Raw genomic sequence first — 18,742 nt, forward strand, 5'->3', positions numbered from 1 at the left:
TCTGTGTGGAACGACGCTCGCACTACCAACCTGATTGCCAACACGCTAGCCGTGCTGGCGGTCTGCGCCATGCTGATCGCGGGCGTGGTGTGGGTAGCGCAACGCCCGTACTTCACGCTGTCGGCCATCGAACTGGAATCCACGCCGGATACCGAGCTGCACTATGTGTCGCCGGGCGCCGTGCGTGCGGCGATCGCGGGGCGGTTCAAGGGCAACTTCTTCACGGTGGACCTGGACGACGCGCGCGAGATCTTCGAATCGGTGCCCTGGGTGCGGCATGCCACCGTGCGTCGCATCTGGCCCAATGTGCTGCGCGTGCGCATCGAAGAGCAGCAGCCACTGGCGCTGTGGAACGAAAACCAGATGATCAACACCTGGGGCGAAGCGTTCACAGCCAATACGGGCGAGGTGGACGACGAAACGGTATTGCCGCAGTTCTCCGGGCCCGAGGGCACCGAATCGCTGGTGGTGCAGCGCTACGCCGAATTGGCGCGCTGGTTTGCACCGCTGGACATGCACGTCAAGCAGTTGGAGCTGAGCCCGCGCTATGCCTGGCGCGTGGTGCTGTCCAACGGCATGTTGCTGGACCTGGGCCGCGATCCGGGCGCCGATGCGCCGGACCCGCATGGCCTGCCCGGCGCGTTGCCGTTCGCGGCTCGCATTCAACGCTTTGTGCAGGCCTGGCCGGCCGTGGCGGGGCGCCTGGAAGGGCGCACCATCACGCAGGCCGACCTGCGCTATCCCAATGGTTTCGCCCTGGCGCTGGCCCCGTTGCCCGCGTCGGAAACCAAATCCAAATCCACACCGAAACCTCCCAAGAAACGCTAACGCCATGACCCGTGACATCAAGGACCTTATCGTCGCCCTCGATATCGGCACCAGCAAGGTGGTGGCTGTGGTGGCTGAAATCTTGCCTGAAGGCCGATTCGAAGTGCTTGGCCTGGGCCAGCACGAATCGCGCGGCATGCGCAAGGGCGTGGTCGTCAATATCGAGACCACCGTTAACTCCATCCAGCGTGCGCTTGAAGAAGCCGAGCTGATGGCAGATTGCAAGATCCGCGACGTCTACACCGGCATCGCCGGCAGCCATATCCGCAGCTTCAACTCCAGCGGCATGGTCGCCGTCAAGGACAAGGAAGTCACCGCCACCGATGTCGCTCGCGTCATCGAAACCGCCAAGGCCGTGAACATCCCGACCGACCAGCAAGTGCTGCACGTGCTGACGCAGGAATTCATCGTCGACGGCCAGGAAGACATCCGCGAGCCCATCGGCATGAGCGGCCTGCGCCTGGAAGTGCGCGTGCACATCGTGACCGGCGCGGTCAGCGCCGCGCAGAACATCGTCAAGTGCGTGCGCCGCTGCGGCCTGGAAGTACAGGACCTGATCCTGCAGCCGCTGGCCTCCAGCCTGGCCGTGCTGACTGCCGATGAAAAAGAACTGGGCGTCGTGCTGGTGGACATCGGCGGCGGCACGACCGACGTCGCCATCTTCACCGGCGGCGCCATTCGCCACACCGCGGTGCTGCCGATCGCCGGCGACCAGATCACCAACGACATCGCGGCCATGCTGCGCACGCCGACGCCCGATGCCGAGGAAATCAAGCTGCGCTACGGCGTGGCCAAGCAGGTGCTGGCCAGCCCGGACGAGTCCGTGGAAGTGCCGGGCCTGGGCGACCGCGGTCCGCGCCAGGTCAAGCGCCAGGCGCTGGGCGCCGTCATCGAGCCGCGCGTGGAAGAACTGTTCACGCTGGTGCAGCAGGTGGTGCGTGACTCCGGCTACGAAGACCTGCTGGCGTCCGGCGTGGTGCTGACCGGCGGCTCGGCGCAGTTGCCCGGCATGATCGAACTGGCCGAGGACGTGTTCCTCAAGCCGGTGCGCGTGGCGGTACCCGAATACGAAGGCAGCCTGGCCGACGTGATGCGCAATCCGCGCTTCTCGACCGTGATGGGCTTGCTGCAGGAAGCGCGCATGCAGCGTGTGCGCGGCCGCAAGGTCGCCGCGCAGACGGGCAATTTCAAGAGCCTGCTGGCGCGCATGAAGGAATGGTTTATGAATTGAGGGGGGCAGGTTGGGGCCTGCTCCTTGGCGTGATCCGCAGCAGCATCGCGGGTCGGGCCAGAAGGGGAGGCGTCTCAAACCCGTTGCGGATCAAACCGGTCGGCTTCGGCTTTGAGGCGATTCACAAAATATAGGTTGTTGGGGAATTTTTGTGATTTGCAAAATCGGACTTGTGAGGGAGTCATCATGATGAACTTTGAGATGCTTGAGAACAACACCAAAGGGACCGTAATCAAGGTCGTTGGTGTGGGTGGTGCAGGCGGCAATGCCGTCGCGCACATGATTCGCAGCGGCGTGCACGGCGTGGATTTCATCTGCGCCAACACCGATGCGCAGGCACTGGCGGCGACCAACGCCCCGGTGCAGATCCGTCTGGGCCGCACGGGCCTGGGCGCGGGCGCCAAGCCCGAGCAAGGCCGCGCGTCGGCTGAAACCGCACGCGAGGAGATCCGTGCCGCCCTGAACGGCGCGCATATGGTCTTCATCACCGCCGGCATGGGCGGCGGCACCGGCACGGGCGCAGGTCCGGTCGTGGCCGAAGTGGCCAAGGAGCTGGGCATTCTGACGGTGGGCGTGGTCACCAAGCCCTTCACGTTCGAAGGCAACAAGCGCCTGAAGATGGCCGAGGACGGCATTGCCGAACTCGCCAAGCACGTGCATTCGCTCATCGTGGTGCTCAACGAGAACCTCTATGAACTGATGGACGAGGACGCGACGCAGGAAGACTGCTTCCGTTCGGCCGACGATATCCTGCACAACGCGTGCGCGGGCATCGCCGAAATCATCAACGTCGAAGGTAACGTCAACGTCGACTTCGAAGACGTCAAGACGATCATGGGCGAGCAAGGCCAGGCCATGATGGGCACGGCATCGGCTTCGGGCGCTGACCGCGCCCGCGTCGCCGCCGAGCACGCCATTGCCTGCCCGCTGCTGGAAGGCGTGGACCTGAACGGCGCTCGCGGCGTGCTGGTCAACATCACCGCCAGCCGCTCGCTGAAGATGCGCGAAACGCGCGAAATCATGGAAACGATCCGCAGCTACGCTTCGGACGACGCGACCGTGATCTTCGGCACCGCCTACGACGAGTCGATGGGTGAAAACCTGCGCGTGACCGTGGTTGCGACCGGCCTGGGCCGTGCGCAGGCGCGTCCGCAACTGGTGCAGAGCACCGCTGAAGTGCTGCGTACCGGTACCGACAACATGCCCATGGGCACGATGCCGGCCGCCGGTCAGGGTGATTACCGCAATCTGGACATGCCGTCTGTCATGCGCAACCCGCGCAGCCAGGCGTCGGCCCAGGTGCGTGCACTGGAAAGCTCGGGCATGGATCATTTCGACATCCCGGCATTCCTGCGCAAGCAGGCGGATTGAACCTGGAGCCTGATTCGGGCTCTATATGCACTCCCTCATCTTCGGCTTGCCTGTCCCCGCAGGCAAGCCGGAGGCGGAGCGGCCCGTGTTTCCCTTGCACGGTGTGAATAGGGGACGGTTTTATCGGTCGGTCCACGCGCCCTTGATGGCGTTGGGAACCGGACAGAGTTACAATACGTCAGTTACGCCGGCAAACTCTTCTTAACTTGTCGGCTTCCTGGCTCAAAATACCTTAGTCTCATGTTCCGACAGCGCAGCATTCAGAATCTCGTCCGCACGACTGGTGTCGGCGTCCACTCCGGACGGCGGGTCGAGCTCACCCTGCGTCCGGCGGCGCCCAATACGGGCATCGTGTTCCATCGCGTCGATCTGCCCGAAGTCGTAGACTTGCCGGCGCAGGCTACGGGCGTGGGCGACACCCGCATGGCATCCGTGCTGCAGCAAGGCAATGTCCGCGTGTCCACGGTGGAACATCTCATGTCGGCATTGGCCGGCCTGGGCATAGACAACCTGCATATCGACCTCACTGCCGAAGAAGTCCCGATCATGGACGGCAGTGCGGCCACGTTTGTTTACCTGTTGCGCTCGGCGGGCATCGTCGAGCAGAACGCTCCCAAGCAATTCATCCGCGTGTTGAAGACGGTGGAAGTGCGCGAGGGCGAAGGTCGCACCGAGAAGTGGGCCCGGCTGGAACCCCATGAAGGGTACGCGCTGGCCTTCTCGATCGACTTCCGCCACCCCGCCATCGACTCGACCGCCAATTTCGCCGAGATCGACTTCGCCACCCATTCGTACGTGCGCGAAATCGCGCGCGCACGCACCTTCGGCTTCGTCAATGAAGTCGAAGCCCTGCGCTCGATGGGCCTGGCCCGCGGCGGCAGCCTGGACAACGCCATCGTCATGGACGAATACCGCGTGTTGAACAGCGACGGCCTGCGTTACGACGATGAATTCGTGAAGCACAAGATCCTGGACGCCATCGGCGACCTGTATCTGTTGGGCAAGCCCCTGGTGGCGCGCTATGTGGCGTGCAAGTCGGGCCACGGCCTGAACAACCAGTTGGCGCGTGCACTGCTGGCGCAGCGCGACGCCTGGGAATTGGTCACTTACGAATCGCAAGCCGCTGCGCCGCAGGCGTTCCGGCACGAATGGCAACTGGCTTGATGCCGGTTCGCCGCTAAGGGCGGTATCACCGGGGACCGTCCCCGGCTGATGTCCTGCCCTGTCCCCGGGATGGCGCCTGCCGTCGTCCCTCCGCCTTCGGGTGCCATCCAGGCATTTTCCGAGGCGTCATCCGGTCCGACAACTTGGTTTCGCTTGGTATCCGGGCGAGCGACGTGCCGGACAAGCCTGGCTATCTCAGCTACTCTTGTGGTGCTTCAAAAGCTTGGCGACGGCGTCGGCCAAGGGGCCGGGGCGCAGGGTGTCGTGCAGCGCTTCGAATGCGCCCAGGGCGGTGTCGCCCAGGGGCTGCGCCTCTTTCGGGGGTAGCGGCTGGCGGGCGCCGGGCTTGGGCAGGCCGGCTTGTACCTTGACGGCAATTTCGTTAAGGTTCCAGCCTTGGTCCGACAAGGCCTGCGCGATGCGCGGGGCCAGTTGACGCATCTTCGCCGCGTGCGCGGCACTGGGCACCACCAGTTGAAGGCGCTGGTTTTCCAGCTTGCCTACCTGGCATACGGCGCCCAACGGGGCGGGCAGAATCGCCGCCACCGCATATTGGATTTGCAAGTGCTTGCGGGCGGTCGCCAGTACGCCGGCGCCCCGCATGTCATGACCCAGCCATCCCAGGGCGGTATTTTCTTTCCGCCGGCTGGAACTGGAACGTTGACGGTATGAAGTGGGTCTATTCATCCCGGCTCTAAGAATTAGGAAGCAAACCTTGAAAATCGTGATTATGCACGCCCGCGATGGGCAGGACGGGCATTTCACCCTGGGAGGCACGCGATTGGCGTTGTTTCTGGGGGGCGCGTTGATGACGGCCGCCATCTTTGGCGCCGCGCTTCAACGGTACATTACGCCGATCCTGCCCGCCGTGCACACGGTGGGCTGGCCGCTGTCCGAGCAGCCGGGGCGCGATGCGGACTTCCTGCGCGGCAACATGAATCTGTTGGCCGCCAAGGTGGGGGCGCTGCAGGCCAAGCTGGTCAGCATCGACGGCCTGGGCCAGCGCGTGGCTCAGGTGGCGGGCGTGGCCTATACCGACCCGGAAGTCGCCAAGCAACTGGCCGCCGCGTCTACCGACGCCACCCATGCACCCGAGGCCACCCAGGTCATGGACGACCTGTTCACCGACCGGTCGCCGCCGAGCGCGGCGTCGGCCGAAGCGCTGGGCCGCCAACTGGACGAAATCCAGGAGCGGCTGGCGCTGCAGACCGATAACCTCAAGTTGCTGGATGCCGCGCTGACGCGGCGTTCGGCCGATCAGGCGCGCATGCCCACCGCGATGCCGATCACGGATTACCCCTATTTGAGCTCGTCGTATGGCTGGCGCCGCAACCCGGTGACGGGGCGCTCGGCCATGCACGAAGGGCTGGATTTCGCCGCGCCGCCGGGCACGCCGATCCTGGCGGCTTCGGGCGGCGTGGTGCTGGAAGCCAAGTTCCAGCCCGGCTACGGCAACATGGTTGAAATCGACCACGGCGATGGCCTGATCACCCGCTACGCCCATGCCTCGTCCCTGATGGTCAAGCAGGGGCAACTGGTCGAACGTGGCCAGCAGGTGGCCCGGGTCGGTTCGTCCGGCCGGTCCACCGGCCCGCACCTGCACTTCGAGGTCCGGCTGGCCGGGCAGCCGCTGGATCCGCGCCTGTTCCTCGGGCCGCAGCAACACGCGCCGCCCGCCGTGGCGCAGGTCGGCGCCAACGGCGCCGCGCGCTGAGGCCCGATCCGGGCTACAGTGCCAGCCTGGCCATAGGATCAGGCTATTGCGCTCCAGGTGCGTTAAACTGGTTCGTTTCCCAGCGGACCCCCGCTCAACCAAATAACATCAAGTCACGGGCGACGCTGCCCTCAGCCTGTTTGCGGGCGCGGCGTAGTTCGTGCGGCCGACATACGCATGGTTTCTTTGCTCAAAAAACTCATAGGTAGCCGCAACGACCGGCTGCTTAAGCAGTATCGCAAGCTGGTAACCCAGATCAACGGGCTTGAGCCCAAGATCTCCGCGCTCTCCGATGCGGAGCTGGCGGCCAAGACCGAGGAGTTCAGCTCCCGCCACGCCCAGGGCACATCCCTGGACGACTTGCTGCCGGAAGCCTTCGCCGTCGTGCGCGAAGCCGGCAAGCGGGTCTTCGGCATGCGCCACTTCGATGCGCAGCTGCTGGGCGGCATCGCCCTGCACAGCGGCAAGATCGCCGAAATGCGCACGGGGGAAGGCAAGACGCTGATGGCCACGCTGCCGGTCTACCTGAACGCGATCGCCCGCAAGGGCGTGCACGTGGTCACGGTGAACGACTACCTGGCCCGCCGCGACGCCGAATGGATGGGGCGCCTGTATCACTTCCTGGGCCTGTCCACGGGCGTGGTGGTGCCGCAGCAGCCGAACGAGGAAAAGAAGGCCGCCTACGCCGCCGACATCACCTACGGCACCAACAACGAATTCGGTTTCGACTACCTGCGCGACAACATGGAATACCGTGTTGAAGACCGGCGCCAGCGCGCGCTGTTCTACGCCATCGTCGACGAAGTGGACTCGATCCTGATCGACGAGGCGCGCACGCCCTTGATCATCTCGGGCCAGGCCGAAGACCACACCGAGCTGTACATCCGCATGAATGCGGTGCCGCCGCTCTTGACCCGCATGGCCAGCGAGCCCAAGCCGCAGGAGCCGGAACCCGAAGGCGACTACTGGGTCGACGAAAAGAGCCAGCAGGTCTACCTGTCGGAAGCCGGCCACGTCAATGCCGAAGGCATCCTGGCACGCCTGGGCATCCTGCCCGAGGGCGAGTCGCTGTACGACCCGCGCCATATCGCGCTGATGCACCACCTGATGGTGGCGCTGCGCGCCAACTCGCTGTTCTTCCGCGACCAGCAGTACGTGGTGCAGGACGGCGAAGTCATCATCGTCGACGAATTCACTGGCCGCCTGATGGTGGGCCGCCGCTGGTCCGACGGCCTGCACCAGGCGGTCGAGGCCAAGGAAGGCGTGAAGATCCAGCACGAGAACCAGACGCTGGCGTCCATCACGTTCCAGAACTACTTCCGCATGTACGAAAAGCTGTCCGGCATGACCGGTACGGCCGATACGGAAGCGTACGAATTCCAGGAAATCTACGGGCTCGAAACGGTCATCATCCCGACCAACAAGCCCATGATCCGCAAGGACCAGAACGACCAGGTCTTCAAGACGGACGCGGAAAAGTACAACGCCATTCTCGAAGACATCCGCGACTGCCACGAGCGCGGCCAGCCGGTGCTGGTGGGTACCACCAGCATCGAGAACTCCGAGCTGCTGTCGGGCCTGCTGAAAAAGGCCAAGCTGCCGCACGAAGTGCTGAACGCCAAGCAGCACGCCCGTGAAGCCGAGATCGTTGCCGAAGCCGGCAAGCCGGGCCACATCACCATCGCCACCAACATGGCGGGCCGCGGTACCGACATCGTGCTGGGCGGCAGCGTCGACAAGCAGGTCGACCTGATCCGCGCCGACGAATCGCTGTCCGAAGCCGAAAAGAACGCACGCATCGAAAAGATCCGCGCCGACTGGAAGCCGCTGAACGAGCAAGTGAAGGCCGCAGGCGGCCTGCGCATCATCGGCACCGAGCGCCACGAGTCGCGCCGTATCGACAACCAGCTGCGTGGCCGTGCCGGCCGCCAGGGCGACCCGGGTTCGTCTCGCTTCTACCTGTCGCTGGAAGATTCGCTGATGCGCATCTTCGCGGGCGACCGCGTGCGCGCCATCATGGAACGCCTGAAGCTGCCCGAGGGCGAGCCCATCGAGGCGGGCATGGTGACCCGATCGATCGAAACCGCGCAGCGCAAGGTGGAAGGCCGCAACTTCGACATCCGCAAGCAATTGCTGGAATACGACGACGTCGCCAACGACCAGCGCAAGGTGCTGTATTCGCAGCGTAACGACGTGCTGGAAGCCGCCAGTGTGGGCGCTACTGTCGAAAACCTGCGCGATGCCGCGGTGACCGAGCTGTTCAACACCTACGTGCCGCCGGAATCGGTGGAAGAGCAGTGGGACATTCCGGCCCTGCAAAAGGCGCTGGAAGCCGACTGGCAGATCCGTCTGCCGCTGGTCGAGATGCTCGAAAAAGAAGCCACCCTGACCGACGAAGACCTGCGCGAGCGCGTGGTCGCGGCGGCCCGCGAGATCTACCAGGCCAAGGTCGAGCAGGTGGGCGCGGAATCGTGGTCGCAGTTCGAGCGTTCGATCATGCTGCAAGCCATCGACACGCACTGGCGCGAGCACCTGTCGGCGCTGGATTACCTGCGCCAGGGTATCCACCTGCGCGGCTACGCCCAGAAGAACCCCAAGCAGGAATACAAGCGCGAAGCCTTCGAGCTGTTCTCGGGCATGCTGGACCGCATTCGCGACGACGTGGTGCGCGTGCTGATGACGGTGCGTGTGCAGTCGTCCGAGCAGGTCGAGCAGGCCGAAGCCGAAGCCGCCCAGTCGCATGTGCAGAACGTGCAGTACCACCACTCCGACTACGACGAGGCCCTGGCCCAGTCGGCCACGGAAGAGGGCGCGCAGCCGCAACGCAACGTGCTGCCCAAGGTGGGCCGCAACGATCCGTGCCCGTGCGGCAGCGGCAAGAAGTTCAAGCAGTGCCACGGCAAGCTGGTCTGACCGGATAGACGCCATGCTGCATTCCGTCGGCCACACCGAATTCGACCATGCCGTGGTCATGGTGCGCGACCGGCTGGATGCGCTGGCGCCGCACTTCGAGCGCCAGGGTTTTCACCTGAGCGAGAAGGCGGTGCACAACCTGGGGTCGTGCAATCGCCTGATCGTGCTGGAAGGCACGTATGTCGAATTGCTGGGCTGGCCGCCCGGCGCGCCGCCAGCCCGCAAGGAAATCGCCGATTCTCCGTTCGGGCTGGAAGCGCTGGTGTTTCGCACCTATGACGCCGAAGCCACGCGCGAGCGCCTGCTCGCCGCCGGCTTCGCAGTCAATCCCATGCAGGAATTGAGCCGGCCGGCCATGCTGGATGGCCAGGAAGTGCAGGCTCGTTTCCATACCGTGCGTTTCGCCGAGCAGCCGCTGCCCGGCATCCGCATGTATTTCTGCCGCCATCTGACGCCCGAGTGCGTGTGGTCGCCCGAACTCATGGCGCACCCCAATGGCGCCCGCAGCCTGACACGCATCGATGCACGGGCTGCCCAGGCGCGCCAGGTGGCTGAGCGCCTGGCCCTGGTGGCCGGCGTGAAAGCCGAAGCCGCCGCAGGGGGCTGGGATGTGCCGCTGGCCAACCTGCGCATCCACGTGCAGGAAGACCCGTCGGCAACCGTGCCGACCTTGTCCACGCTGACGCTGGAAAACCGCGACGGCGCGCACTACACGCTCGATACCGGTCTTTGAGCCCCAGGCGCGGCCACTCGGCCGCGCGTCTGTTTTCCCCATTCCCTGCGCATTGCCCTGTAAAAGGGGGCGGATTGCTCGTGCTCGCTTTCCGGGCAAACCCGGGTTGCGAGGCAAAGTGTATGCACTTTAGTATGCACTTCATCCCTGCTTGGAGCGCCCTGGCGGCTGACCCATCCGATGACGCAATCCCGACCCGCTGCCCGCACCTCGGCCGGACAGGCCGAGCTGTACAACGCCGTCAAGGCGATGGCGGTGAGCTTCGAGTTCAAGCCGGGCGAGCGCATCAATGAAGTGGAACTGGCCCGGCGCCTGAACGTCAGCCGTACGCCGCTGCGCGAAGTGCTGAACCAGCTGATGGTCGAGGGATTCCTGACCCGATCGGTGAACCGCGGCTTCATCGCCCGCTTGCTGGACGCCAAGCAGATCCACAGCCTTTATGAATACCGCGCGGTGCTGGAGGCGGGCATCGTGCGCGCGGCCTGCGAGCGTGCGACCGACGAAGAACTGGCCGAGCTGCGCGCGTTCGTGGAACGGTCGCGCGACGAACCGGACGACGGCGAGGCCACCCGGCTGCTGGCGCTGGACGAAGCGTTTCATCTGACCCTGGCGCGCCTGTCGCGCAACGAGGAATTCGTGCGGGCGCTGGAAAGCGTCAATGCGCGCATCCACTTCGTGCGCTGGATCGACATGCAGCAGGGCCGGCGCAGCCATACCCAGGGCGAGCACATGCGCATCGTCCAGGCGCTGGAGCGGCGCGACGTGGACGCCTTGCCGGACATGATGCGCAGCCACATCGGGCGGCGCCTGGACCAGATCACGGACGTCATCCGCACCGGTTTTTCCACGATTTACATGCGGGACCAGGCCGAACCCGCCACGGCAGCGCCGGCCAACACCACAACATCAGGGGAAAGAACATGACCTACACATCGATCCGGCGCGCCCTGGCGGCCGTCTGCGCGCTGGCCGCGCTGGGAGGCGGCCTGGCGGCCGCGCCCGCCCGGGCGGCGGACGAAAAGCCGTTGATCCTGGTGGTGCCGTACCCGCCGGGCGGCAGCACCGACATCCTGGCCCGCATCATGCAGCCGCGCCTGTCGCAGGAACTGGGCGGCCGCGCGGTCGTGGTGGAAAACCGCCCCGGGGCGGCCAGCCAGATCGCCACTGCGTTCGTGGCACGTGCCGAGCCGGACGGCAGCACGTTGCTGGTCAGCTTCGACAACCACGGCATCAACCCCGCTGTGAAGCCCAAGCTGCCGTACGACACGTTCAAGGACTTCGTCGCCATCACCCAGACCGTGCGCTTTCCGCTGGTGCTGGGCGCCAACCCGGGCGTGCCGGGCGACAACCTGAAGGAATTCCTGGCGGCGGCCGCCAAGCAGCCGCCCAACAAGTTCAACTATGCGTCCACCGGCGTCGGCTCGTTGAACCACCTGGCGCCCGAGGAACTCAAGCGCCTGTCCAAGGTGGACCTGCTGCACGTGCCGTACGGCGGCGGCGGCCCGGCCATCCAGGCCGTGGTGGGCGGCCAGGCCAACATGACCTGGCTGAGTTTTGCCGCGCTGCGCGGCCAGATCCAGGCCGGCAAGATCAAGCCCCTGGCCGTAGCCGGCGAGAAGCGCCTGCCCGACCTGCCCAACGTGCCGACGGTGGCCGAGTCCGGTTTCCCCGGATTCGTGGCGTATTCCTGGAGCGGCATGTTCGCGCCCAAGGGCACGCCCGACGCCACCATCAAGAAGCTGACCCAGGCATTCAATACGGTGCTGGCCGACCCCGACGTGAAGAAGAAGCTGCAGGAAGCGGGCTTCGAGATCGTGGCGTCCAACGGCCCGGCCCTGGATGCCTATGTGAAGGCGGAATACGACCGCTGGAGCAAGTTCATCAAGAGCAGCAACATCAATCTGGATAACTGAGCGGCCTGAGGCGGGACGCCCAGCGTTCCGCCCGGCCCGCGCATCGCTTGGAGAAGACATGGATAACTTGACCGGCGCCGAAGCAATGGTGCGGATGCTGCAACACAACGGCGTCAAACATATTTTCGGCCTGTGCGGCGACACCAGCCTGCCGTTCTACGACGCGCTGTACCGCCTGGACCACGGCATGCAGCACGTGCTGACCCGTGACGAGCGCAGCGCCGGCTACATGGCCGACGCCTATGCCCGCGTGACTGGCAAGGTCGGCGTCTGCGAAGGCCCGAGCGGCGGCGGCGCGACCTATCTGCTGCCGGGCCTGGTAGAGGCCAACGAGTCGTCCATTCCCGTGCTGGGCATCACGTCCGACGTGGCGGTGGGCTCGCGCGGCAAGTACCCTCTGACCGAACTGGACCAGGAAGCCCTGTACCGGCCGCTGACGAAATGGAACCGCACGATCGATCGCGCGGACCAGATTCCCGGCATGGTGCGCGCCGCGTTTCGCGCGATGACGACCGGCAAGCCCGGCTCGGCGCACTTGTGTTTTCCGTATGACGTCATGAAGCAGCAGGTGGATGCGGCCGACGTGTGGGCGCAGCCCGAGCACGCGCGCTTTCCGTCGCTGCGCTTCGCGCCGGACCCGGCCGACGTGGCGCGTGCCGCGCAGCGGCTGGTGGGCGCGCGTTCGCCCGTCATCATCTGCGGTGGCGGCGTGGTGATCGCCGGTGCCAGTGGCGCCTTGCAGGCATTGGCCGAAAGCTTGAAAGCCGCGGTCTGCGTGACCGTGAGCGGGCAGGGCAGCCTGGCCGACACGCATCCGCTGAATGCGGGCGTGGTGGGTTCCAACGGGGGCGTGATGGCGACGCGCGACGTAGTGGCCGCGGCCGACGTGGTGCTGTTCGTGGGGTGCCGCGCCGGGTCGACGTCGACCGAACACTGGCGTTTCCCGAACCGCGATGTGCCGATCCTGCACATCGACATCGATCCGATGGTGATCGGCGCCAATTACCTGACCGAGGTCGGTCTGGTGGGCGATGCCAAGCTGGCACTGGAAGCCTTGGGCGCCGAAGTGCAGGCGCGCCTGGCGCACCGGCCGTCCGATGCGGTCGATGGCGCCGTGCTGGCAGGCCGTGCCAAGGCCGCACGCCGGGCGCAGCTCGAGCCCCTGGCCGCCAGCCTGGACGCGCCGATCCGCCCCGAACGCGTGGTGCAGTCGCTGAACCGCCTGTTGCCCGATGACGCGGTGGTGTGCGCGGACCCGGGCACGCCTTGCCCGTATTTTTCGGCCTACTACGATGTATCGCGCCCCGGTCGCCACTTCATCACCAATCGTGCACATGGCGCGCTGGGCTTCTCGATGTCGGCGGCGCTGGGCGCCTGGGTGGGCCGGCCGCAGGCCAAGTGCGTGTCCGTGATGGGCGACGGCAGCTTCGGCTTCACGGTGGGCGAGCTGGAGACCATCGTGCGCCACAAGGCGCCGCTGCTGATGATCGTGTTTTCGAATTCGGTCTACGGCTGGATCAAGGCCAGCCAGAAGGCCGGCTACGACAAGCGCTACTACAGCGTCGATTTCGACCGCACCGACCACGCCCGCATTGCCGAAGCCTACGGCGTGAAGGCCTGGCGGGTGGAAGACCCGGCCAAGCTGGACGCGGCGATCAAGGCGGCGATGGAGCATGACGGCCCGACGCTGATCGACGTGGTGGCGCAGCCGTTGCAGGACACGGCGGCGCCGGTGAGCCAATGGATGGGCTGAGGCCCAAACGAGAACGGGGCCTGCGGGCCCCGTTTTTTTTCGCGTTCAGTGCGCCGCGGGCGTGGGCACCAGGTGATTGACGCCGGTGCACAGGTCGGCCTGGTCGACGCCGTAGATGTGCAGCGACACGGCGATGCCGGGGCCGGCGTTGCCCAGGCGGTGGATCTGGCGCAAACCTTGCGTGGCGGTGACGATGTCGCCAGGACGGCGGCGGGCCTCGCCGCAGGCGATGGCGGCGGCCGCATCGGGATCCCAGCGGTAGTGGGTTTCGGCCAGCTCGCCCTGCAGGACCTGGTAGGTGCACCAGGTCTTGTGGCCATGTACCGGGCTGAATTGCCCCGGACGCCAGATCAGATAGGCCACCGTGAAGGCGCCATGCGGATCGGCATAGGCAATGTGGCGGGTGTAGGTGTCGGCGCGGCCGGCGCGCAGGTCTTCGGGCAGGTTTTGCAGCATGTCGCCGGCATTGGCGACGCTGGCGGCCAGGTCGCGCAGCAGCGCGCGCGCCGCATTCAGCTGGGCAGCCTGCACCGACTCGCATAGCGAGCGCAGATCGGCGGCGGCAAGTTGGACAGAAGGCATGTGTATCCCCCTGAATGACAAGCCTTCATCTTAGGGATTCGCCGTGGAATGCCTTTGCCAAATTCGCCCGTTTGGCAGGGAAGATTGGAAAAAAATTCCATCCCGCAGGCCCTCTGGCGCTCCTATACTGGTCCGCTTCTTGGCACAACTCTGGGGAGTCTGGCATGGATCTGGGTATCAGCGGCAAGACCGCATTGGTGTTCGGCGGCAGCCGCGGCATGGGCCGCGCGTGCGCCCTGCAATTGGCGCGCGAGGGCGTGGCGGTGACCATCGCTGCCCGCAATCCGCAGACGCTGGAACAGGCCGCGGCCGAGATTTCCCGCGAAACGGGCATCGGCGTGGGTTGGGTCTCGGCCGACCTGACGCTGGACTCGGGGCGCGAGGCCGCGCTGGCCGCGTGCCCGCATCCGGACATTCTCATCAACAACGCCGATGGCCCGATGCCGGGCGATTTCCGCGACTGGAGCCACGAGGACTGGATCGCCGCGCTGGATTCGATGATGCTGGGGCCCATCGACATGATCCGCCGCGTGGTGGACGGCATGATCGAGCGGCGCTTCGGGCGCATCGTCAATATCGTGTCGCGCAGCGTCAAGGCGCCGCACGCCGAGCTGGGGCTGTCCAATGGGGCGCGGGCCGGCCTGATCGGCTTTGTCGGCGGCCTGGCGCGCCAGACCGTGCGCCACAACGTGACCATCAACAACCTGCTGCCCGGCGCCTTCGCCACCGATGCCCAGGCCCGCCACATCCGCGGCATGCTGGAACAGACCGGCAAGACCTTCGAGCAGTTGTGGGACGAGCGCGGCCGCGCCAGCCCCGCGGGCCGCTACGGCCAGCCTGAAGAACTGGGCGCGCTGTGCGCCTATGTGTGCTCGGCGCAGGCCAGCTACATGACGGCACAGAACATCCTGCTCGATGGCGGCGGCTACCCGGGCACGTATTGAGCCGATTGCCGGGCAAGGGTGTTCCACGGCTGGACGGGCGCAGGTCGACAGGGCAAGATTGGGCCGATATCGCTTGAGGAAACCCCATGGACCAGACGGACATCAAGATCTTGGCGTTGCTGCAGAAGGACGCCACCTGCTCGGTTGCCGAAATCGCCGAGCAGGTCAATCTGTCCGTCACGCCATGCTGGCGCCGCATCCAGAAGCTCAAGGACGACGGCGTCATCGCGCGCAACGCCATCCTGCTGGACCCGCGCGCGCTGGGCTTGAACCTGACCGTGTTCGTGTCCATCAAGACCAGCCAGCACAACGAAAAATGGACGCAGAGCCTGATCAACGCGGTCATGGCGCTGCCCAATGTGGTGGAATTTCACCGGATGGCGGGCGATATCGACTACCTGCTCAAGGTGGTGGTCGAGGACATGGCGGCCTATGACCGCTTCTATCGCCGCCTGATTGCGGCGGTGGACCTGCTGGACGTCAGCGCCAGCTTCTCGATGGAAGTCATCAAGAGCACCACCGAGCTGCCGCTGGACGCCGTCTAGCACCTGCCATCCGACGGCCTGCCGGCCGGCTTGGCCCAAGCGCGCAATTTTTTTCCCCTGCGGCCCCTTCCCGGGAATACAAATTTCTTTCGGGGTGTTGCGAGACGGCAATCTCGCAATTCTTTTGCGCGGCAGGCGGCGTAGCATATCCGTCATTCCAGCTATGGAATGAACCGGGATATCAGAGGACCCTATGTCGTTGGCAGTACCCACCGGCTGCGCCGGATTGGCGAAGACGCAACCCGCGTCGGTAGACGAGCTTTTGGCTGGATGGAACGGCACCGACGATCTCTGGGTGTTCGCCTATGGTTCCCTGATCTGGCACCCCGGTTTTGCCTGGCGCGAGCGTCGCCTGGCGACGGTGCGGGGTTATCACCGGTCGTTGTGCCTGTGGTCGCATGACCATCGCGGTTCCCCTGACAATCCCGGATTGGTGTTCGGCCTGGATCGCGGCGGCTGTTGCCGCGGCGTGGCCTTCCTGATCGCCGCGAGCGATGTACCGGCCGTTTTCCAGGCGCTGTGGCGCCGCGAGATGGTCACCGGCGCCTACACCCCCCGCTGGCTGGCCTGCCATACCGAGCAGGCGCCCGTGCGCGGCCTGGTGTTCCTCTTGAACCGCGCTTGCCAGGAGTACGCCGCCGACCTGTCCGATGACCGTCTGCTGGCCTCGGTGCGCAACGCGGTCGGGCATTCCGGGCCTTGCCTGGACTACGTGGTGGAAACCGAAAGGGCCTTGCGGGCCCACGGCATCGACGACTGGCGCCTGGGCGAACTGGTGCGCAGGCTGGGCTTGCAGCCCTGCTGACCCCTTGCCGGCAGGTCGCTGCCGACAGAAAAACGGGGCCTTTCGGCCCCGTAATATCAGACTAAATCTTGTGGCGTGGCCGCGTCAGAACGACCAGCGGCCAAACATGAACAGCACGTTGCCGGCGCCTCGCGAGCCCGGAATGTACGTGGCGTACAGCATGGTGTCCTTGTAGCCGGCCGAGACCAGCGGCAGCACGCCAGGGAACGGCACGTAGCTCATGATGTCGTGGCGCGCCGTCAGGAATACGGTGTAGCCGGCGCCCAGGCGGACGTTTTCGCTCACGCGGCCGATCTTCAGGAAGCCATATCCGGCGATGGGTTCGACCTTGCTGTGCGAGTCGAGAAACGCCATGGCGTACAGGCCCTGCCAGTCGCCGTCTTCGTCGTAGATGCTGCGGCCGTAGCCGCCGCCCCAGGCTAATTCATTGAAGCTGTTGATCTTTTCGCGGCTGTACATGGCGCGGTTGTGCCACGAGTATCCGCTGAAGTAGAGGTCGTTGCCGCCTTCGGTCCAGATCTGGTCGATCCGGTTACAGGCGGACTGCGCCCATGAGGGCAAGTTTTCACAGGCGTGCGCGGCGGCGCTGAAGGTCGAGAGCAGCAGGCAAAAAAAGGCTGCCCGGAGTCTGGCGGTCATGGGTGGAACGGAGAATATGATGACGATCCCGTTACTGTAACGGAGCGCCTTTCATATTAACTGTCACGCGGCTGTCAAATAGCCGCTGATGACACCCGATGAAACAATGATGCGCACGTCCGTTGCGGACGCGCTACAGCAGGAATATGGTGGCCAGCCCCAGGAAGATGAAAAAGCCCAGCGAGTCGGTGGCGAAGGTGAGCAGCACCGACGAGCCCATGGCGGGATCCTTGCCGAAGCGGGCCCGCAGCATGGGCACCAGCACGCCGACGGACGCGCCGACCAGCATGTTGCAGATCATGGCGGCCATCATGACCAGGGCGATCGACAGCGAATGCGAAATGGCCCAGGCGAACAGGGCGGCGACCACGCTGCCGCACAGGCCCACCATCAGGGTGACGAAGAGTTCGCGCTTGACCAGTTGCCACAGGTTGCGGCCCGTGATGCGGCCCATGGCCAGGGCACGGATGATCAGCGTCATGGTCTGGTTGCCCGAGTTGCCGCCGATGCCGGCGACGATGGACATCAGGAACGCCAGGATCACGATCTGGCTGACCGTGCCTTCGAATTGCGACGCCACGAACGACGCCGTGGCTGCGGTACAGAGGTTGAACAGCAGCCAGGGCGCACGGTTGCGCAGCGCGGTGCTGACGGGGGCGAAGATGTCTTCTTCTTGCAGACCGGCGCGCGACAGGGCTTGTTCCTGGGAGTCTTCGCGCATCACGTCGACGACGTCGGCAATGGTGACGCGGCCGATGAGGCGGCCCTGGTCGTCCATGACGGGGGCGGACACCAGGTCGTAGCGTTCGAAGGCGCCGGCCGCGTCGGCGTCGGAATCGAGCGGGTTGAGCGCCAGGAAGTCCGAATTCATGACGGCGCGCACTTCGGTTTCAGGTTCGCTGACCAACAGGCGAGACAGGGGCAGGATGCCTTGCAGTTTGTCTTGCCGGTCGACCACGAAGATCTGGTCGGTGTGGTCGGGCAGTTCGTGCAGGCGGCGCAGGTAGCGCAGCACGACTTCCAGCGTGACGTCTTCGCGCACGCGGACCATTTCGAAGTCCATGATGGCGCCGACGCTGTCTTCCGGATAGCCCATGGCTTCCAGCAGCTGTGCGCGCTCTTCTTCGGTCAGGCCCTTCTGGACTTCGGCGACGACGTCCGGCGGCAGGTCGGGCGCCAGGTCGGCCAGCTCGTCGGCGTCCATGTTGCCGGTGGCGGCCACCAGGTCCTGGCGGTCCATCGCTTCGATCAGCGATTCGCGCACCCAGTCTTCGACCTCGAGCAGCACGTCCGCGTCGTGCTCGGGGCTGACCAGCTTCCAGATGGCCTGGCGTTCGTCCTTGGGCAGCGATTCCAGGATGAAGGCGATGTCCGCCGGGTGCAGGCCGTCGAGCAGGGTCTTGAGTTCGGCTTCGTGCTGTCGATGCACCAGGTCTTCGACCAGGGTGGCCTTGGCATCGCCTTCTTCCTGGCGATGGACCAGATCGGCGACCAGCTGCTGGCGGCGCAGGCGTTCCTGGACTTCCGCCAGGGCGTGTTGCGCGTCTTCCGGGTCGAGGCGACGGGGCGTCGCAGGCGGTTTCTGCGCGGCGGCGGACTGCGTCATG

General features: G+C 65.5%; 17 protein-coding genes. 13 read left to right on the plus strand and 4 right to left on the minus strand.

Annotated features, from left to right (window positions below; genetic code table 11):
- Positions 1-3 precede the first annotated feature (3 nt).
- The 4 genes from HV798_RS25860 (at position 4) to lpxC (ending at position 4,594) form a co-directional block, all read left to right on the plus strand.
- Positions 4-828, plus strand: a complete 825-nt coding sequence (locus HV798_RS25860; protein ID WP_175190688.1) for a cell division protein FtsQ/DivIB — start codon at positions 4-6, stop codon at positions 826-828.
- A 4-nt stretch (positions 829-832) separates the two neighbouring features.
- Positions 833-2,059 (plus strand): cell division protein FtsA, encoded by a 1,227-nt coding sequence (ftsA, locus tag HV798_RS25865; RefSeq protein ID WP_006217473.1) that lies wholly within the window; start codon positions 833-835, stop codon positions 2,057-2,059.
- Positions 2,060-2,245: 186 nt separating this feature from the next.
- Positions 2,246-3,430: a cell division protein FtsZ gene (gene ftsZ / locus HV798_RS25870; RefSeq protein ID WP_025136632.1), complete on the plus strand. Its 1,185-nt coding sequence runs from the start codon at positions 2,246-2,248 to the stop codon at positions 3,428-3,430.
- Between the two features lie 240 nt (positions 3,431-3,670).
- Positions 3,671-4,594, plus strand: a complete 924-nt coding sequence (lpxC, locus tag HV798_RS25875) for a UDP-3-O-acyl-N-acetylglucosamine deacetylase (protein WP_025136633.1) — start codon at positions 3,671-3,673, stop codon at positions 4,592-4,594.
- A 195-nt stretch (positions 4,595-4,789) separates the two neighbouring features.
- Here lpxC and HV798_RS25880 read toward each other — a convergent pair whose 3' ends face one another.
- Entirely contained in the window at positions 4,790-5,197 is a 408-nt protein-coding gene (locus HV798_RS25880) for a flagellar hook-length control protein FliK (protein WP_175190689.1), read from the minus strand.
- Between the two features lie 127 nt (positions 5,198-5,324).
- Between HV798_RS25880 and HV798_RS25885 the strand changes: the two genes are divergently transcribed.
- The 6 genes from HV798_RS25885 (at position 5,325) to HV798_RS25910 (ending at position 13,620) form a co-directional block, all read left to right on the plus strand.
- Complete coding sequence (locus HV798_RS25885; RefSeq protein WP_175191097.1) at positions 5,325-6,308, plus strand: M23 family metallopeptidase; 984 nt, start codon at positions 5,325-5,327, stop codon at positions 6,306-6,308.
- Between the two features lie 177 nt (positions 6,309-6,485).
- Positions 6,486-9,221, plus strand: coding sequence for a preprotein translocase subunit SecA (gene secA, locus HV798_RS25890; RefSeq protein ID WP_175190690.1), 2,736 nt, complete (start codon positions 6,486-6,488; stop codon positions 9,219-9,221).
- A gap of 13 nt (positions 9,222-9,234) precedes the next feature.
- Positions 9,235-9,954, plus strand: a complete 720-nt coding sequence (locus tag HV798_RS25895) for a VOC family protein (protein WP_175190691.1) — start codon at positions 9,235-9,237, stop codon at positions 9,952-9,954.
- A 180-nt stretch (positions 9,955-10,134) separates the two neighbouring features.
- The gene (locus HV798_RS25900; protein WP_175190692.1) at positions 10,135-10,878 is read left to right on the plus strand and encodes a GntR family transcriptional regulator; all 744 of its coding nucleotides are present in this window, start codon (positions 10,135-10,137) and stop codon (positions 10,876-10,878) included.
- Positions 10,875-11,867 (plus strand): tripartite tricarboxylate transporter substrate binding protein, encoded by a 993-nt coding sequence (locus HV798_RS25905; protein ID WP_025136639.1) that lies wholly within the window; start codon positions 10,875-10,877, stop codon positions 11,865-11,867. The genes HV798_RS25900 and HV798_RS25905 overlap by 4 nt, the downstream gene beginning before the upstream one ends.
- A gap of 58 nt (positions 11,868-11,925) precedes the next feature.
- On the plus strand, positions 11,926-13,620 hold the full coding sequence (locus HV798_RS25910) for a thiamine pyrophosphate-binding protein (protein ID WP_175190693.1): 1,695 nt from the start codon (positions 11,926-11,928) through the stop codon (positions 13,618-13,620).
- 45 nt (positions 13,621-13,665) lie between these two features.
- Here HV798_RS25910 and HV798_RS25915 read toward each other — a convergent pair whose 3' ends face one another.
- Positions 13,666-14,202, minus strand: a complete 537-nt coding sequence (locus HV798_RS25915; protein ID WP_175190694.1) for a cysteine dioxygenase family protein — start codon at positions 14,200-14,202, stop codon at positions 13,666-13,668.
- Between the two features lie 164 nt (positions 14,203-14,366).
- Here HV798_RS25915 and HV798_RS25920 point away from each other — a divergent pair, with 164 nt between their 5' ends.
- From HV798_RS25920 to HV798_RS25930, 3 genes are all read left to right on the plus strand, one after another.
- Positions 14,367-15,146 carry an SDR family oxidoreductase gene (locus HV798_RS25920; RefSeq protein ID WP_175190695.1) on the plus strand — a complete coding sequence of 260 codons (780 nt, stop codon included), beginning with the start codon at positions 14,367-14,369 and terminating at the stop codon, positions 15,144-15,146.
- An 86-nt stretch (positions 15,147-15,232) separates the two neighbouring features.
- Positions 15,233-15,691, plus strand: coding sequence for an Lrp/AsnC family transcriptional regulator (locus HV798_RS25925; protein WP_025136643.1), 459 nt, complete (start codon positions 15,233-15,235; stop codon positions 15,689-15,691).
- 193 nt (positions 15,692-15,884) lie between these two features.
- Positions 15,885-16,496 (plus strand): gamma-glutamylcyclotransferase, encoded by a 612-nt coding sequence (locus HV798_RS25930; protein WP_175190696.1) that lies wholly within the window; start codon positions 15,885-15,887, stop codon positions 16,494-16,496.
- Positions 16,497-16,580: 84 nt separating this feature from the next.
- Here HV798_RS25930 and pagP read toward each other — a convergent pair whose 3' ends face one another.
- Together pagP and mgtE are read right to left on the minus strand one after the other, a co-directional pair.
- Complete coding sequence (gene pagP / locus HV798_RS25935; protein WP_175190697.1) at positions 16,581-17,135, minus strand: lipid IV(A) palmitoyltransferase PagP; 555 nt, start codon at positions 17,133-17,135, stop codon at positions 16,581-16,583.
- Between the two features lie 133 nt (positions 17,136-17,268).
- Entirely contained in the window at positions 17,269-18,741 is a 1,473-nt protein-coding gene (gene mgtE, locus HV798_RS25940) for a magnesium transporter (RefSeq protein WP_025136646.1), read from the minus strand.
- Between the last annotated feature and the right edge of the window lies 1 nt (position 18,742).

Source organism: Achromobacter deleyi (assembly GCF_902859705.1).
Lineage (GTDB): Bacteria > Pseudomonadota > Gammaproteobacteria > Burkholderiales > Burkholderiaceae_B > Achromobacter > Achromobacter deleyi.

Excerpts from the sequence above, each read along its gene's own strand:
- HV798_RS25925 (WP_025136643.1), top strand. The coding sequence starts at position 15,233 with ATGGACCAGACGGACATCAAGATCTTGGCGTTGCTGCAGAAGGACGCC.
- HV798_RS25900 (WP_175190692.1), top strand. The coding sequence starts at position 10,135 with ATGACGCAATCCCGACCCGCTGCCCGCACCTCGGCCGGACAGGCCGAG.
- HV798_RS25905 (WP_025136639.1), top strand. The coding sequence starts at position 10,875 with ATGACCTACACATCGATCCGGCGCGCCCTGGCGGCCGTCTGCGCGCTG.
- ftsA (WP_006217473.1), top strand. The coding sequence starts at position 833 with ATGACCCGTGACATCAAGGACCTTATCGTCGCCCTCGATATCGGCACC.
- HV798_RS25920 (WP_175190695.1), top strand. The coding sequence starts at position 14,367 with ATGGATCTGGGTATCAGCGGCAAGACCGCATTGGTGTTCGGCGGCAGC.
- lpxC (WP_025136633.1), top strand. The coding sequence starts at position 3,671 with ATGTTCCGACAGCGCAGCATTCAGAATCTCGTCCGCACGACTGGTGTC.
- secA (WP_175190690.1), top strand. The coding sequence starts at position 6,486 with ATGGTTTCTTTGCTCAAAAAACTCATAGGTAGCCGCAACGACCGGCTG.
- HV798_RS25895 (WP_175190691.1), top strand. The coding sequence starts at position 9,235 with ATGCTGCATTCCGTCGGCCACACCGAATTCGACCATGCCGTGGTCATG.
- HV798_RS25930 (WP_175190696.1), top strand. The coding sequence starts at position 15,885 with ATGTCGTTGGCAGTACCCACCGGCTGCGCCGGATTGGCGAAGACGCAA.
- pagP (WP_175190697.1), bottom strand. The coding sequence starts at position 17,135 with ATGACCGCCAGACTCCGGGCAGCCTTTTTTTGCCTGCTGCTCTCGACC.
- HV798_RS25885 (WP_175191097.1), top strand. The coding sequence starts at position 5,325 with ATGCACGCCCGCGATGGGCAGGACGGGCATTTCACCCTGGGAGGCACG.
- mgtE (WP_025136646.1), bottom strand. The coding sequence starts at position 18,741 with ATGACGCAGTCCGCCGCCGCGCAGAAACCGCCTGCGACGCCCCGTCGC.
- ftsZ (WP_025136632.1), top strand. The coding sequence starts at position 2,246 with ATGATGAACTTTGAGATGCTTGAGAACAACACCAAAGGGACCGTAATC.
- HV798_RS25910 (WP_175190693.1), top strand. The coding sequence starts at position 11,926 with ATGGATAACTTGACCGGCGCCGAAGCAATGGTGCGGATGCTGCAACAC.
- HV798_RS25880 (WP_175190689.1), bottom strand. The coding sequence starts at position 5,197 with ATGCGGGGCGCCGGCGTACTGGCGACCGCCCGCAAGCACTTGCAAATC.
- HV798_RS25915 (WP_175190694.1), bottom strand. The coding sequence starts at position 14,202 with ATGCCTTCTGTCCAACTTGCCGCCGCCGATCTGCGCTCGCTATGCGAG.